At 70.1% G+C, this 14,620-nt stretch carries 14 protein-coding genes and 1 tRNA gene; 5 read left to right on the top strand and 10 right to left on the bottom strand.

The features are described from left to right. Nucleotides 1-104 precede the first annotated feature (104 nt). From ABTZ59_RS02425 to ABTZ59_RS02415, 3 genes are all read left to right on the top strand, one after another. Nucleotides 105-1,007 carry a maleate cis-trans isomerase family protein gene (locus tag ABTZ59_RS02425; RefSeq protein ID WP_351388620.1) on the top strand — a complete coding sequence of 301 codons (903 nt, stop codon included), beginning with the start codon at nt 105-107 and terminating at the stop codon, nt 1,005-1,007. Continuing rightward, nucleotides 1,004-1,738 (top strand): maleate cis-trans isomerase family protein, encoded by a 735-nt coding sequence (locus ABTZ59_RS02420; protein ID WP_351388617.1) that lies wholly within the window; start codon nt 1,004-1,006, stop codon nt 1,736-1,738. The genes ABTZ59_RS02425 and ABTZ59_RS02420 overlap by 4 nt, the downstream gene beginning before the upstream one ends. 97 nt (nt 1,739-1,835) lie before the next feature. Then, entirely contained in the window at nt 1,836-2,918 is a 1,083-nt protein-coding gene (locus tag ABTZ59_RS02415) for an LLM class flavin-dependent oxidoreductase (RefSeq protein WP_351388615.1), read from the top strand. A 211-nt stretch (nt 2,919-3,129) separates the two neighbouring features. On the opposite strand, the gene ABTZ59_RS02410 is transcribed toward ABTZ59_RS02415, so the two are convergent. The 3 genes from ABTZ59_RS02410 to ABTZ59_RS02400 all read right to left on the bottom strand — a co-directional run bounded on the left by ABTZ59_RS02410 (nt 3,130) and on the right by ABTZ59_RS02400 (nt 6,796). Further along, nucleotides 3,130-4,347, bottom strand: a complete 1,218-nt coding sequence (locus tag ABTZ59_RS02410; RefSeq protein ID WP_351388611.1) for a methyltransferase domain-containing protein — start codon at nt 4,345-4,347, stop codon at nt 3,130-3,132. 4 nt (nt 4,348-4,351) lie between these two features. Beyond that, the gene (locus tag ABTZ59_RS02405) at nt 4,352-4,480 is read right to left on the bottom strand and encodes a hypothetical protein (protein ID WP_351388608.1); all 129 of its coding nucleotides are present in this window, start codon (nt 4,478-4,480) and stop codon (nt 4,352-4,354) included. A gap of 312 nt (nt 4,481-4,792) precedes the next feature. Then, nucleotides 4,793-6,796 (bottom strand): putative bifunctional diguanylate cyclase/phosphodiesterase, encoded by a 2,004-nt coding sequence (locus ABTZ59_RS02400; protein WP_351388605.1) that lies wholly within the window; start codon nt 6,794-6,796, stop codon nt 4,793-4,795. Between the two features lie 326 nt (nt 6,797-7,122). Between ABTZ59_RS02400 and ABTZ59_RS02395 the strand changes: the two genes are divergently transcribed. Continuing rightward, complete coding sequence (locus tag ABTZ59_RS02395) at nt 7,123-8,403, top strand: M6 family metalloprotease domain-containing protein (protein WP_503001802.1); 1,281 nt, start codon at nt 7,123-7,125, stop codon at nt 8,401-8,403. Nucleotides 8,404-8,488: 85 nt separating this feature from the next. Here the strand turns inward: ABTZ59_RS02395 and ABTZ59_RS02390 are convergent. Next, nucleotides 8,489-8,562 (bottom strand) — tRNA-Lys (locus tag ABTZ59_RS02390). An 85-nt stretch (nt 8,563-8,647) separates the two neighbouring features. Beyond that, nucleotides 8,648-9,337 (bottom strand): bifunctional DNA primase/polymerase, encoded by a 690-nt coding sequence (locus ABTZ59_RS02385; protein WP_351388602.1) that lies wholly within the window; start codon nt 9,335-9,337, stop codon nt 8,648-8,650. 409 nt (nt 9,338-9,746) lie between these two features. Between ABTZ59_RS02385 and ABTZ59_RS02380 the strand changes: the two genes are divergently transcribed. Beyond that, a complete protein-coding gene (locus ABTZ59_RS02380; RefSeq protein WP_351388599.1) occupies nt 9,747-10,094 on the top strand; it encodes a DUF8844 domain-containing protein in 348 nt (115 codons plus the stop codon). 101 nt (nt 10,095-10,195) lie between these two features. Here ABTZ59_RS02380 and ABTZ59_RS02375 read toward each other — a convergent pair whose 3' ends face one another. From ABTZ59_RS02375 to ABTZ59_RS02355, 5 genes are all read right to left on the bottom strand, one after another. After that, on the bottom strand, nt 10,196-11,239 hold the full coding sequence (locus ABTZ59_RS02375) for a methyltransferase domain-containing protein (RefSeq protein ID WP_351388596.1): 1,044 nt from the start codon (nt 11,237-11,239) through the stop codon (nt 10,196-10,198). 225 nt (nt 11,240-11,464) lie between these two features. Continuing rightward, entirely contained in the window at nt 11,465-12,313 is an 849-nt protein-coding gene (locus ABTZ59_RS02370) for a helix-turn-helix domain-containing protein (RefSeq protein ID WP_351388802.1), read from the bottom strand. 29 nt (nt 12,314-12,342) lie between these two features. After that, a complete protein-coding gene (locus ABTZ59_RS02365) occupies nt 12,343-12,861 on the bottom strand; it encodes a DUF6879 family protein (RefSeq protein ID WP_351388593.1) in 519 nt (172 codons plus the stop codon). Continuing rightward, nucleotides 12,830-13,075: a hypothetical protein gene (locus ABTZ59_RS02360; RefSeq protein ID WP_351388590.1), complete on the bottom strand. Its 246-nt coding sequence runs from the start codon at nt 13,073-13,075 to the stop codon at nt 12,830-12,832. The genes ABTZ59_RS02365 and ABTZ59_RS02360 overlap by 32 nt, the downstream gene beginning before the upstream one ends. Before the next feature lie 181 nt (nt 13,076-13,256). After that, nucleotides 13,257-14,540: an AAA domain-containing protein gene (locus ABTZ59_RS02355; protein ID WP_351388799.1), complete on the bottom strand. Its 1,284-nt coding sequence runs from the start codon at nt 14,538-14,540 to the stop codon at nt 13,257-13,259. Nucleotides 14,541-14,620: the final 80 nt, after the last annotated feature.

The following is a 14,620-nucleotide window of genomic DNA, read 5'->3' as shown; positions in this document are numbered from 1 at the left end:
TCGGGAAAAATCCGTGCAACGTCTGAGATGGGCTGATTGACCACGCTCGCACCTTGCTCCTACCGTCGTCAACAAGAGCCTGATACCCGACAAGGGGGCATGTCATGGAAGTCTCCTTTCTGGGTGGTCCGGAGCCGCAGCGCGGTGTCGGCGTGGTGGCTCCCTTCGATTTCGCACTCGACCGTGAACTGTGGCGGTGGGTGCCGGACGACATCTCCCTGCGCGTCACCCGCACGCCGTACGTGCCGGTCGAGGTCTCTCTCGACCTCGCCCGGCTGGTCAGCGAGCACGAGACTCTGGGCGAGGCGGTCAGGGCGCTCGGCGCCTCGGAGCCCGAGGTCATCGCCTATGCCTGCACCTCCGGCAGTTTCGTCGGCGGCGCGGCGGGCGAGCGCGCCATGTGCGAGGCGATGACCCGCGCCGGTGAGGTCCCCTCGCTCACCACCTCGGGCGCCCTGGTCGAGGCGCTGACGGAGCTGGGCGTCGGCCGTATCGCGCTGGTCACGCCCTATACGGAGTCGGTCACCCAGTCGCTGGAGGAGTATCTGGGTGAGGTCGGGGTAACTGTGACGGGTCGCGCTTTTCTGGGGCTGACCCGGCACATCTGGAAGGTGCCGTACCGCTCGGTCGTGGACATGGCGCGACAGGCCGTTGTCGGGGCGGCCGACGCGCTCTTCATCAGCTGTACGAATCTGCCGACGTACGACGCGATTCCACAGCTGGAGGCCGAGCTGAGGATGCCCGTCCTGTCCGCCAACCAGGTGACGATGTGGGCGGCACTGCGCAGGCTCGGGGCACACGCCGTCGGTCCGTACCAGGCGCTGCTGCTGGACCGGCCCTCGACGCCCGAGGTCCCGACGCTGCCGCGGGTGGAGCCCCTGCCACCGGTCGCGCCCGTGTCACCGGCAGCGCCGATCGGGCCGGTCGGCCCGGTCGGAGTCGCCCCGCAGGGGCAGGCCGCCCCATCGGCGGAGCCGCTGCCGGAAGATACGGAAGGATGGACATGACCACCGTCGGACTCCTCTACCCCGGGCATTCGGCCGAGGACGACTACCCCCGCATCGAGATGATGTTCGGCAGCGACATCAGGCTGCCCGTCGTCCACACCGATATCGGCGAGGACGCCCACCGGGTCGACGCGCTGCTCCGGATGGGGGCGGACGAACGGCTCGCCAAGGGGGTGGAGGAGCTGCGCCTCGCCGGTGCCGAATCCGTGGTCTGGGCCTGTACCAGCGGAAGCTTCGTCTACGGGTGGGAGGGCGCCCACAAGCAGACCCGGGCCCTGGCCACCGCCGCCGGACTGCCGGCGTCGAGCACGTCGTTCGCCTTCGCCCACGCCGTACGCGCGCTGGGCGCCTCACGGGTCGCCGTCGCCGCCACCTATCCGGCGGATGTCACCGCGTACTTCGCCGCCTTCCTCAAGGCGGCCGCGATCGAGGTCGTCTCGGACCGGGCGAGCGGCATCATCACCGCCGCCGAGGTCGGCACCTGGGAGCGGGAGCAGGTCCTCGAACTGGCCCGGGCGGGCGACCATCCGGACGCGGAGGTCGTCCTGCTCCCGGACACGGCCCTGCACACGATCGCGTATTTGTCCGAGCTGGAGGAGATCCTTGGCAAGCCGGTCCTCACCGCGAACCAGGTGACGGTCTGGGAGGGGCTGCGGCTCGCGCGGCGCAGGGCGTGGGGGCCCCGGCTGGGGAAACTGTTCGAGGGCCGGGAGTACGAGGCCCCGCGCTGACGGTGCGGGGAATAAGCGGCTTGGCGCGGGAATAACCGGAGACTCCCTCCTGTTGTTGCCCTTCTGTACGTATTCGATACGCAGAAGGGTCTGACCGGTGGACGACGCGAGCCGAGGCACGACGGACGGCATCAGGGGCACGGCACACGGCACCGCGCCCGTACCCCTCTCGGTACTGGATCTGGTCACGGTGGGCAGTGGCTCCACGGCCACCCGGTCGCTCCGGACGAGCGTCGCGCTCGCGAAGCTCGCCGAGCGCAGGGGATACCACCGGCACTGGGTCGCCGAGCACCACTCCATGCCGGGCGTCGCCTCGTCCTCCCCGGCCGTGATCCTCGCCCATCTCGCCGCGCACACCGAGCGCATCCGGCTCGGCTCCGGCGGTGTGATGCTGCCCAACCACGCTCCGCTGGTGATCGCCGAGCAGTTCGGCACGGTGGAGGCGCTCGCCCCGGGCCGGGTCGATCTGGGCCTCGGCCGCGCACCCGGCACCGACGGGGCGACGGCCGCCGCGCTGCGCCGCACCGACCGGCTGAACGAAGGCGCCGACGACTTCCCGCAGCAGCTCGCCGAGCTGACCCGGTTCCTGGACGACGACTTCCCCGACGGCCACCCGTACTCCCGTATCCACGCGGTGCCGGGGCCCGTCCAGGGCCCGGTGGGCCGGCCGCCGATCTGGCTGCTCGGCTCCTCCGGCTTCAGCGCCAGGCTGGCCGGGGTGCTGGGGCTGCCGTTCGCCTTCGCCCACCACTTCTCGGCGCAGAACACCGTCCCGGCGCTGGACCTGTACCGGGAGTCCTTCCGCCCTTCCGCCGTCCTCGACGCCCCCTACGCGCTGATCGGCGTCTCGGCCCTGGCCGCCGACGACGAGCGCGAGGCGCGCCGCCAGGTCATGACCGGCGCCCTCTCCATGGTCCAGCTGCGCACCGGCCGGCCGGGGCTCGTTCCGACACCGGAGGAGGCCGAGGCGTACCGGTTCAGCTCGGTGGAGCAGGAGTTCGTGGACAACTGGCTGGTCAATATCGTGCACGGCACCGCGGACGCGGTCCGCGACGGCCTCAACGACCTTCAGAAGCGCACGGGCGCCGATGAGTTGATGCTCACCAGCCACGCGCACAGCGGCGAGGAGCGGCTGCGCAGCTATGAGCTGATCGCGGACGTGTACGGCCTGCCTGCCTGACGCCCAGCCCTCGGACTCTCTCGGGAGTGAGGCGGGAGCGGGAGCGGGGCGGTCCCAGGGGCATGGGGACGGCCCGGGGCCAGTGGGGATGGTCCCCAGCGTCAGCGGGGACGGTTCCCAGTGTCAGCGGGGACGGTTCCCAGTGTCAGCGGGGACGGTTCCCAGCGTCAGCGGGGACGGTTCCCAGCGTCACCGGGGATGGTCCCCAGCGTCACCGCTCTGGCTCGTCCGTCCCCGACCTCCACACCCCGGCCGGGGTGTGGAGCCATGGTGTCTGCCCGCCGTCAGGGGCGACGGTCAGACCGAAGCGCTCCGGGCCCGGACTGCCGGCCCGGAGCCACCATCGGTACGTGGCCTCGACCTCGTCCCACAGTCGACGCGGGCCGTACTGCCAGACCGTCAGCCGATGGTCCGTCCGGTCGTCCCAGTCGACGGCCGCCCAGGACGTGGTGTCGGTGGTGGCGAGCCAGAGCCGGGACGCCACGCCATGCACATCCGGGTTGTCGTGCCAGGCACGCCAGATGTCCGGGAGCCGCAGGCCGATGGCGAAGCGCGCGGCCGGGTCGTCGCCCGCCACCGCCCAGGGGCACAGCTCCGTGGCGGACCGCTCCGGTATCTGGTCGTCCTCCACGACATCGCGGTAGATCCGCAGGTCCGTGCGCTGGTTGCGGATGAGCATGAACGCCGAGTGCGGGGAGAACCGGCCGGAGGCGCTGCCGTCGTCCCGGACCGTGAGCCGCAGCAACCCGAAGCAGAACCAGGGTGATTCCCAGGGCGTGAGGATCACCCCGCCCGGCCGGGTCTGCTCCAGCCAGGCGCGCGGCACCCGCCGTACGGAGCAGGTGGCCACTACCCGGTCGTACGGGGCGCCGGGCGCGTACCCCGCCGTGCCGTCACCGGTGACCACCCGGGGCTCCAGACCGGCCGTGCGGAGCTGACGTGCTGCCCGCGCGCTGAGCAGGGGATCCAGCTCGACGGTGGTCACGCGCTCACCGCCGAGCCGATGCGCCAGCAGCCCGGCGTTCCAGCCGGTCCCGGTGCCGATCTCCAGCACGCGGTGCCCGTCCTCCACCGCCAGCAGGCGCAGCATACGGAAGACGATCGACGGTGCCGACGCCGACGACGAGGCCCGGCGCTCGCCGTCGCCAGGATCCCGGCCGTCGTTGATCTGCGTCACCACCGGCCCGTTCGCGTATGCGGCGCGGAGCCAGTGGTCCGGCGCAGCCCCTCGGCTACAGGCCGTCAGATCCTCGTCGACCCAGACCCTCTCCGGCAGAAACCGGTGCCGCGGCACCGCCCAGAAGGCACGCTCCCACTCCGGCGCGAGCGGACCGGCCAGGGCACCGCGCAACCCGTCGAGCAGCCCCCGCATGGCGGCCCGCTCGGCGGCGCCTGTACGGGGCGCGCCGCCCGGCACGGCATCCGTCACCGCGCTACTTGCCGTGCTTCGGTCCGGGCCTGGGCTGAGCCGTGTCCGGCGAAGGCTTCGCCGTACCAGGATCCTTGCCGCCCGCGTGCTTGCCCTGGCCCCCGCCGCCGGTCCTGCCCGTTTCCCAGCTCATGTCTTTCGTCCCCGTCGTCTCCGCCGCTGCCGTGGTCTCACGCCCCGGCGGGACACCGGCGGGACAGACACCGGGACGCCTCTCCACGATCACCCAGCGCCCGGACCAGCGGCAAGGCCACCCGAACGAATGGCGAGTCCCCGCCAGCCAAGGGCCCATCCGTTCGGGTATGGCCCGCGCGTACGCCCCCGTATGCCACGTACATCTCGTACGCCCCGTACGCCCCGTACGTCCTGCGCGTACGGGCCACGTACGGGCGGCACATGATGGCCTGAGTGGCCGTCACATGCCTCTGCTTGTCGCGACGTGCCGCTACCTGCCTCTCGGGCTGACCGCGACCATCTCCGCGATCCGCTCCGGCGCCACCGGACGGGAGAAGAGCCAGCCCTGCCCCGTGTCACAGCCGATCCGCTGGAGCCGGGCGGCCTGGCCCGAGGTCTCCACGCACTCCGCGGTGACCGTCAGCCCCAGCCGGTGCGCGAGCTGGATCAGGGCCTCCACGATCGTCTCGTCGGCCGGGCTCGGATGGACACCCTCGTCGTAACGGAAACCACGGACGAACGAGCCGTCCAGCTTGAGGACCGAGACGGGCAGCCGGCTGAGATACGCGAGGTTCGAGTAGCCGGTGCCGAAGTCGTCGATGGCGATCCGTACGCCCATGTCACTCAGCGCCTGGAGGGCCTGGAGGGGCCGGCCCGCCGACCCCATCACCGCGGACTCCGTCAGTTCCAGCTGTAGCAGTTGCGGCGCGAGACCGGTCTCCGCGAGGATCTCCGCCACGTCCGCGACCAGGTCGGAGTCCCAGACCTGGCGTACGGCGACATTGACGCTGACGAAGAGCGGCCGGGTGTGCGGGTGGTCCACCTGCCACCGTCTCGCCTGGCGGCACGCCGTACGCAGCACCCAGCGGCCGAGCTGCACGATCGAGCCGTCCTCCTCGGCGATCCCGATGAACCGATTCGGCGCCAGGGTCCCGAACTGCGGGTGGTTCCAGCGCACCAACGCCTCCACCCCCCGCACGACCCCGTCGGCCATCCCCACCAGCGGCTGGTACTGGAGCACGAACTCCTCGCGCTCCACGGCAGGCCGCAGCGTCGAGGTGAGCGCCTGCCGGGTCATCCGGTGGGCGTTGCGCTCCGGGTCGAAAAGGGTCCAGCGGGCCTTGCCGTCGGCCTTCGCCCAGTACAGCGTGGTGTCGGCGGCCTGCATCAGACCGGTCGGGGTGGTGCCTTCCGCGGCTCGCTCCACGACCCCGATCGACGCCGAGACCGAGAGCCGCTGCCCGGCCAGATCGAAGGGGCGCTGGAGCGCGGTGAGTACGGAGCGTGCCAGATCGGCGAGTTGTTCCGTACCGGTGGAGTCCTCGACGAGGATCGCGAACTCGTCCCCGCCGAGCCGGGCGACCAGATGGCCGCCGCTGCGGGTGTAGCCGTCCTGGTCGGCGCACTCGGTGAGACGGGTCGCGACGGCGGCGAGCAGCCGGTCGCCGGTGCGGTGGCCGAGCGTGTCGTTGACGGCCTTGAAGCCGTCGAGATCGAGGTAGCACAGCCCGATCCGCCCTGTTCTGCCATCGCCGTACGGCCCGCGGTCCGGATGGGCCGGGGACCCGCCGTACGTCACGCCATAGGTCACGCCGTATGTGACGCCGTCGTACGTCGAGGCCTCCAGCGCGGCGGAGAGCCGTTCGAAGAACAGGGTGCGGTTGGGCAGCCGGGTCACCGGATCGTGCATCTGGAGATGGCGCAGCCGCGCCTGGAGCTCGCGCCGGTCGCTGATGTCCGCGATCGAGAGCAGCGCCCCGCGGCTCTCGGGTACGGGGACGACGGTGACTTCTGCCCAGAGCGTCCGTCCGTCGGGGTGTTTGAGACGACGGGTGCAGCGGAAGCGGGCGCGCCGGCGCTCAAGCACCGCGCTGTAGGCGTCCCAGGTGCGGCTGTCGGAGGCGAGGTCGACGAGATCGGCCGCGGCCCGGCCCGTGAGCGCGGCGGGCTCGGTGTCGAGGAGCACGGCGAGCGCGTCGTTGACGCTGACGACCGCGCCCTCGTGGTCGATCACGGCCATGGCGAGTTCGGCGGCCCGGAAGGCACCGCGGAAGTCCAGTGCGTCGGCTGCCGCGTGTGTATCGTCCGCCGACCGCGCGCCGCCCGGTGCGTGCGCGCCTCCACCCGCGTACGCGCCGCCAGGGGCGGGTGCGCCGCGCCCGTCCAACGACTCGGCGGCTGTTCTGCCGAAGGTATGACGCTCCGTAACGGGTGGCCGTGCGACGCCGGCCGCGGTGACCGCCGCTGGACGCGGTCCTTCGGAGGTTCCGCTCACGGCTCGCTCCCGCGGTGCAGTCGTGTCGTACAGAGTCGTACAGAGTGGTCGGGACGGGTCTGCCAGGGAAAGTGTGCCGATCATAGAGGCAGGCCGGGCGGCCATTCCAGCTCCAGGACGGCGAAGAGGCAGCGTAATCCCGCCGGCTTGCCACCGCGCGATCGTTTCTGCACGTCTGTGGCACCGGGAGAGCCCGCCGTGATCGCCTGTGACTTTCCGTGACGCCTCGGGGTGTCGGGTCGTCGACGCCCTGGTCACAAGCCTCCTCACCCATCCGGTGCAGCGGAACAGGGCGGAGTCATACAAAACGACCCAAGGTGGGAGTGGTGTCCCCCAATCCGGAAACGGAGGTCGATGTGCAGCGTCCGCAGCCACCCGGGGGAGTGGAACGGCCACGCCTGCGCAGGACCGCGGCCGCCGTGACCTCCCTCGTGGCGCTCGCCGCCACATCACTGATCGCGGGGCCCGCGGGGGCCTCGGCGCCGGAAGGGCCCTGCGCCCTGCCGCGTACCGCCGCCCACCACTCCCTCGGCCTCGACACCTGGAACGCCTCCTATCCACGCCCGGATCGCGTCCTCGACGCGGTCATGATCTTTCTCTCCTTTCCCGACTCGGTGCCGCTGGCCGACCCGGCCGAACTGGCCGCCGATCACTTCCCGGCCACCAGCCGCTTCTACGAACAGGCTTCGTACGGGAAGTTCGCGCTGCGCGCCCACCCCCAGCTCCAGTGGTTCCGGATGCCGCACGCCTCCACCGACTACGGGATAAGGCGTGACTGGGAGCCCGCCCGGCGCACGGCCTATCTGCGGGACGCGCTGGCCGCGGCCGATCCGGCGGTCGACTTCTCGCGCTACGACGTCGTGTATCTGGTCGCCGATCCGGACGCGCCCGGGGTCGACTCCGATGCCACGAAAGTGGTCAACTTCGACCGGCCGATGCGAGCGGACGGCACGGAGATCCGGCGTATCGTCACCGTCTTCGAGCGACACCCGCCGGACCGCAATGTGCTGGCCCATGAGACCGGGCATGTCTTCGATCTGGCGGACCTCTACCACCGCCCCACGGACGGCAGGGGCGACTGGGACACCTATGTCGGCGACTGGGATGTGATGGGGAGCCAGTTCGGGATGGCGCCCGATCTCTTCGGCTGGCACAAGTGGAAGCTCGGCTGGCTGGACCAGCGGCAGGTGCGGTGCGTGCAGCCCACGGGCACGAGCCTGCTCACCCTGGAGCCGATCGCCGCGGCGCCTACCCCCGGCGGGAGCGTCGGGACCCGGCTCGCCGTCGTCAGGACCGGCCGGAACACCGCGCTGGCCATCGAGGCGCGCGCCGCGACCGGCAACGATCTGCACACCTGTACGGAGGGGGTGCTGATCTACCGGGTGCGCGGCGAGACGGCGTCGGGCGGCGGCCCGGTCGAGGTGGTGGACACCCATCCGGACGGTGAGGCCTGCTGGGACCGTTCGGTGTATCCGCCGCTGGCCGACGCGCCGCTGGGGGTCGGCGAGACCTTCACGGTCGAGGGGGAGCGGACGCGGGTGCAGGTGGCCGACCGTACGCCCACCGGGGCCTGGACCGTCAAGATCACCCCGGAGGTCGCGCGTTAGTACCGTCGCGGTACGAGGACCGGCCCTGGGGCCGAAGGGCAAACGAAGGAGCCCCCCGCTCACGCGAGAGGCTCCTTCATGTCTGTGCGCCGCCAGGGACTCGAACCCCGGACCCGCTGATTAAGAGTCAGCTGCTCTAACCAACTGAGCTAGCGGCGCCTGCTGACGTCGTAGACCTTAGCACCCGGATCGGCGCGAAGAAAAATCGATATACGCGGACCCGTTTGGATGGCGTTTCCCGTGGTCAGGAGCGCGGCCGGGGCAGCCGGGCAATGGCTTCCGCCGACGCTCGCGGCGCCGTCCTGGGGCGCGGTACGGAGCCGGTCGCGGACGCCTTCTGGTCGCGGGCCGCCCGTACGCAGGCCCAGAGCAGCACATCGGGCCCCGGCAGCCAGGGGTGGCGGGTGTCGGGCGCGACCAGCCAGCGCGGCCCCGACGCGGATCCCGGCGTCAGCGGCGGTACGGTCACCGCGTCACCTGTGCCGTGGCAGAGCAGGGGCGGCGGTGCCGCCTCGCGCTCGTCGGGCCCCGAGCCGCCCCACTCCTCCCAGGCGAGCAGAGACGGCAGCCGCTGGGCGGTGCCGGGCGCGGCGAACAGCAGCGTACGGCCGCGATACGCCGCGACCGGTCCCGAGCCGGGACCGTTGGACCAGAGCCGGTCCAGCATGCGCCGGCCGAACATCGCGGGGGCGTTCACCACATCGAAGGCGGAGCCGCACGGCAGCACTGCGGGAGCGGTCGGACGGGCGTTCCAGAGGGAGAGCGTGGAGCGGGAGTACGGTCCGGCGGAGGCGAGCCACTCCGCGCCGGCGGGGGTGACCCGCGCGGTGTGAGGGCGGCCCTCGTCATGGAGAAGGCCGAAGACGCCGGTGCGGCGCTCGTCGGCACTCGTTCCGGGGCTCAGCGGGGATTCATCTCGTAGCCATACGCTCATGGCAGTCAGATCTACCGGGAGTAATGAACCCATTCCCGAGAGTTCGCGAAAGACGGGACAGGGCGGCGCGGGGAGGCGTAACCTGCGCACCGCATATGCCACACGGGTTACTCACCTGCCCCATCCGGCCCGCCCGCTTCACTCTGCCCGTCGGCTTCGCCCGCCGCGCGCGGTGAACGAACGAAGGAAGCCCCCGCCGAAACGAGGTCTCCCAGCGTCTTCGAACGATTCGGAGCAGCGCCCGGAAGGGGCACGGGGCGGGCGCTGCCACCGGACGGCGCCTTGGCCGTGGCACCGATCACGGCAGGCCAGGACCCTGAAGCAGGGCACCTTTCGAGGCCCCCTTGCGCCGGGCGGGACAATGGACGGTGGCCGAGAGGCCGGACACGCACGAGCAGGAGGAGAACCGATGCCGGATCCCGAGCGGAGCGAGCGGCGGCTGCGGCCGGCGCCGCTGCTCTTCGAGCCCTCGCAGGCGGTCGCCGACCCCGAGCACTTCTTCGACCTCGAATCCATCGACGACCCCGCCGATCTGCTGGCCAGGGCCACGGAGCTGACTCTCGCGTTCCGGGCGGCGACCGACCGTGCCGTCGAGTTCCAGGCGATCGCCGCCGCGCAGCTCGCGGATCCCCGCCGGTTCGACCGGCTGACGACGGCGGACATCGCGCTGCGCGCGCAGTGGACCGAGGACTACACGAGGAAGATGGTCGAGTTCGGCCGGGACCTGCTGAGTGGCGAAGGCATAGCGAGCCAGTGAGCGCGCCTATGTCTCTCCGAGGGTGCTCTCTCCGACGGCGCTCTTTCCGATGACGTTATGCGGAGCATCCAGCCACACCCGCTGCCCGTCACCGTCGATCGTCAGACCGAACCGGGACCGCGTTCCGGCTTCCCCACGTCATGCCAACCAAGGAACTCCTTCCGGACCTCGTCCCACAGCGCACGGGGCCCGTACTGCTCCACCTCGTAGGTCTCCGCGTCCGGGACGTAGTCGACGGTGGCCCACGACTTCCGGTCGTCGGCGAAGAACCACAAGGTGGCTTCTCCGCTGCCGTCGTCCGCGTCGCACCACCGGTACCACGCGTCCGTGAGGCTCAGCCCTGTGAAGAAGGCGGGGTCGTCCTGGATGACGTTCTGCGGAGGGATGTCGGTGGTGCTCCTCGCTCCGTTCTCCTGGTGGTACATGTCCGCGACGCGACCGGCCCCGGCTCGCTGGGTGCGGTCCCACATGAAGGCCGGGTAACCGGAGAACCACCCTTGAGCCTTACCGTCGACCACGTTCAGCGTGGCGTACGAGCCACTGAAGAAGCTGCTGCCCCATGGACTGACAATGCGCCCATGGGGGCATTGCTCCAACCACGACGACGGCACATCTCGTATGGTGCAGGTGCAGATCACGCGGTCGTACGGCGCGCACCCGCGGTGCCCCGCACGACCGTTTCCCAGAATCGTCGTCGGGTGGAATCCCGCCCGTTTCAGGTTCTGCACGGCTGTGGACAACACCGCCTCGTCCACCTCCACCGTGGTCACGTTGTTCTCGCCCAGCCGGTGTGACAGCCAGGCGGCGTTGTAACCGGTCCCGGTACCGATCTCCAATACCCGTTGCCCTTCCCGCACATCGAGCAGGCTCAGCATTTCGAGCATGATCGACGGCATGGAGGAGGACGACGTGAAGAGCCTGAATTCACCTTCGGGCGTCGGCTCACCATCGTTGACCTGAGTCACGACAGGTGCGTCCGAGTAGACAGTCCGCAACCAGCCCTCAGGATCGGTGGTGAAGTCCCCTTCTTCGATGACCTCGGGGATGAACAGCGCGCGATCCACCGAGGTCACGGCGTCCTGCCATTCAGGAGACAGAACCCCTTTGCTCTTGAGCGTCTCCACCAGTCGCTGCTGCGTCGTCATTCGGCCTCACTTCTTCGGCGGCTCGTACGGCTTGGTCGGGCCAGGTGGCTTGTCGCGGTGGCCGTCGCTGCTGGAGGTATCCGGCTTGCCGGAGTGGTTCCCGCCCTTCTTGCCCATTTCTGCCTCACTTCCTGTCGCTGACCACGACATGGCTGATCGGATGTCAGTGACGTTACGAAGGAAGGGAGTTCCCGGTCCACGTTGTTGCATCTTGTTGCAGAGCGGTTAGTCGAGAGCGTCGAGCGCTCCGCTGATCAAAGTCCGGGCCGGCGGACCGTACACGGCCATCTTGGCGAGGCGCGCGAACGCCCGCTTGTACACGCCCACCTCAGTCGGTGTCGTGACGGTGACCTTCGCGGCCAGCAATTCGACATGAACCCGCTGGTCATCAAACATGGTGAATGTCTCGGGCCCCCACATGACTCGGGGCGCTGTGCGAGGAATGATGCCGAGCGAGACGGCGGGATATGACATCGAAGTCAGCAGGTGGCCGAGCTGGTCGGCCATCACCGAGTTGCTGCCGATCCGGTGGGTGAGTACGTCCTCCTCGACCAGCAGGACAACGCGGTGGAGACCGTCGCGAATGACGTGCGATCGGTCCACGCGGGCCGCCGCGGCTTCGGTGACATCGTTCGGCAGGCCGCGGAAATCCGCGATCAGCGTCAGAAGCGCGTGTGCGTAGCTCTCGGTCTGGAGGAGACCGGGCATGACCCGGGAGCAGTACACGCGGAACAGTCTCGTCCGCTCGTACAAGGGGACATTGGCCTGTTGGAGCCTGCGCAGGCCCGTGCGCTGCATCCGTCGCCACTCGACGTACATGGAATCTGCCGAGCGGGACGAGGCGATGAGATCCGCCGCCTGTTCCTCTGTGTCGCAGGCAGTGCACCAGGACCGGATATCGGTATCGGACGGGGTGGTTTTCGCGGCCTCGATGCGTGAGGTCTTCGCCTTGTTCCAGCCGCACCTGTCAGCCAGGTCCTGCATCGTCAGGTTCGCATCACGGCGAATTTCCTTGAGCCGTGCGGCCACTGACTCACGCACGGCCTGGGCACTGGAGAATGGAGACGAAGGCATGGTCCGGCCGGAAGGCGATGGTGGAACGATCAGACCGTGTATTCCTCGTGTGAGATGCCGCGTTCCCACGCGGCTTCGAACGACACGGCGAACGTTTTCAGGATGTCGGGCTCGGAAGCGAACTCGTCAGAGACGAGAGAGCCGTTCCCGGCAAAGTGGTGAATCCTCGCCAGTTGGTCATCGAACAGCCAGAAATCGTTGCACGGAAGCAGAAGGTCCGACGCGAGACCGCGTGGCACCCATCGGACTTGCTCTCCAGCGATGATGTTGGCCCGCGTGATGTGGTGCTCCCAACGGATGTATTCCGAAACGGGCTCACTGACGATGCGGACTCGGCGAATGGAAACGCCACGTGCAACTGCCCCGGCGATCTGGTCGTGGAAGCCGCGCCACCAGGATGCCCGGTCGTCCCAGTCGATCCGTTTTCCTCGTCGCCAGGCGGCGAACCGTTCGTTGTCGCCATAGTCGTCGCGCATCTCCAGATGCACCGCCGAGTGTTTCGTGTCCTGGATGCACTCAGCGAAGCTCGGCTGAGCGTTCTGCGGCATCGCACGCCTTCCTGATCTGCGGCACCATTCGGGCCGGAACGCGAATGACGGCTTCGGTGTCGGAGATCGGGCCGACCTGCAGACACTTGTTCTCCGTGGCGCCGTCGATCTTCCACCCCTGTAAGACGAGGTCATCGTTCTCGTCATCCACCCAGACGGTCGGACAGTGGTCCTCGTCCGTCTCGGGGTCCTTGCCGAAGAACAGTAGTGACATGGCTACCTCTCCCGCATAAGCATGTTGCGACTTGTCGCATGACCCTCGCTTTGAGCCGTGGGCCGCGTCAAGGGCGCACAGGAGCCGGTGGAGCCAGGTCCATGCGCTGGTGTCGGGGCCTGTGGACGCTTCACGGCGCGAATCGGCCCCCTGCCGTCCACGCTCTTCGGGCGGAGTCGACTCAGGGCTGCCAGCTCACCCGGTGCTCCGAGAGGCGGGCCAGGACCGAGTGGTTCGCTTCCCAGCCGTCCGGGAACTTCACCGTCACTCCCAGCTGGACCGGCTCCGTCGACGGGTGCTCGTCCAGCAGTTCCGCCACGCCCGCGCGGCACACCACGACGCACGCGTGCCGGTGCCGGGAGGCCAGGACGCACAGTCGGCCCGTCTCCAGGTGGAACGCGGTGGCGTCCGGTCGGCCGGAGAGCGGGTGCAGCACCACCGTGACATCGAACTCACGGCCCTGGAGCCGGTTCGCGGTGTCCACGGCCACCCCGCTCACCCCCAGCTCCGCGAGGGCCGCGCGGACCGCCGCCGCCTGGTCGCGGTGGGCGGTGCCGACCGCGATCCGGTCGGCCGTGACCGGCACCGGATCGGGGGAGCGCTCGCTGGTGGCCGCGCCGCCGCGGTCCAGCAATCGGCGCACGACCAGCGCCACGGCCCGGACGGCCTCCGGGTCCGTACGGGGCGTACGCCTGGCGGGCAGCTCCAGCAGGCCCCAGCCGGACTCGGCCGCCTCGTCGAGCACCCGGTCGGGGCCCGAGCCGTCGGACGGCACCCCGAACGCGAGCCCCCGGTCGCCACGGCCCGTACCGCTGCGGAACGGGGTGTACGGATAGAACGCGTCCGACACGAGCGGCGCCGCGGACGCCGGGAGCCGCCATGACACGGGCAGCCGGTGCTGGGGCAGCTCGGGGTTGTGCGCGAGGAGCGTGGAGACCGCGCTCGCGGACGGGTCGTACGACAGCCCCGCCCACTGGTCGGCGCCCACCACGCTGAACGGGTCCAGCTGGCCGGGGTCGCCGACGAACAGGGCGCGTTCGAAGAGCCCGGCGACGGCGAGGAGCGCGTCCGAACGCATTTGGTACGCCTCGTCCACGATGGCGTGCCGCCAGGGCTCGACGCCCCGCACATGCGCCCACTTCGCCGCCGTCGAGATCACCACATCGAGCCCCGCCAGATCCGCCGCCTTCGCGGACTTGCGGACATTCGGCAACGCGTCCAGGGCCTTGTCGTACGGGTCGGGGTCGTTGCTGTGCAGCCGGCCGACCGGCAGCTCGGGATCCTTCTCGGCGAGTCGTGCGACCAGGTCGTCCACCTGGGCGTTGGTCTGCGCGACGACCATCAACGGCCGTCCGGCCGCGGCCAGTTCCCGGGCGGCCCGGACGACGAGCGTCGACTTGCCCGCGCCGGGCGGCGAGTCGACCACCACACCGCGGTGGGTGCCGTGCAGCGTGTCGCGCAGGATCGCGTCGGTGGCACGCGCGGCCGCCGCGCCCGGGTCGAAGGCCGCCCGGCCGGTGGCGGAGCTGGTGGCGCTGTCCGAAG

Source organism: Streptomyces sp. NPDC094034 (genome assembly GCF_040303865.1).
Lineage (GTDB): Bacteria > Actinomycetota > Actinomycetes > Streptomycetales > Streptomycetaceae > Streptomyces.
This window is presented reverse-complemented; position numbering and strand designations above follow the sequence as displayed.

Coding starts and splice junctions, on each gene's coding strand:
- ABTZ59_RS02425 (WP_351388620.1), top strand. CDS start 105: ATGGAAGTCTCCTTTCTGGGTGGTCCGGAGCCGCAGCGCGGTGTCGGC.
- ABTZ59_RS02420 (WP_351388617.1), top strand. CDS start 1,004: ATGACCACCGTCGGACTCCTCTACCCCGGGCATTCGGCCGAGGACGAC.
- ABTZ59_RS02405 (WP_351388608.1), bottom strand. CDS start 4,480: ATGAGCTGGGAAACGGGCAGGACCGGCGGCGGGGGCCAGGGCAAGCAC.
- ABTZ59_RS02385 (WP_351388602.1), bottom strand. CDS start 9,337: ATGAGCGTATGGCTACGAGATGAATCCCCGCTGAGCCCCGGAACGAGT.
- ABTZ59_RS02380 (WP_351388599.1), top strand. CDS start 9,747: ATGCCGGATCCCGAGCGGAGCGAGCGGCGGCTGCGGCCGGCGCCGCTG.
- ABTZ59_RS02375 (WP_351388596.1), bottom strand. CDS start 11,239: ATGACGACGCAGCAGCGACTGGTGGAGACGCTCAAGAGCAAAGGGGTT.
- ABTZ59_RS02370 (WP_351388802.1), bottom strand. CDS start 12,313: ATGCCTTCGTCTCCATTCTCCAGTGCCCAGGCCGTGCGTGAGTCAGTG.
- ABTZ59_RS02365 (WP_351388593.1), bottom strand. CDS start 12,861: ATGCCGCAGAACGCTCAGCCGAGCTTCGCTGAGTGCATCCAGGACACG.
- ABTZ59_RS02360 (WP_351388590.1), bottom strand. CDS start 13,075: ATGTCACTACTGTTCTTCGGCAAGGACCCCGAGACGGACGAGGACCAC.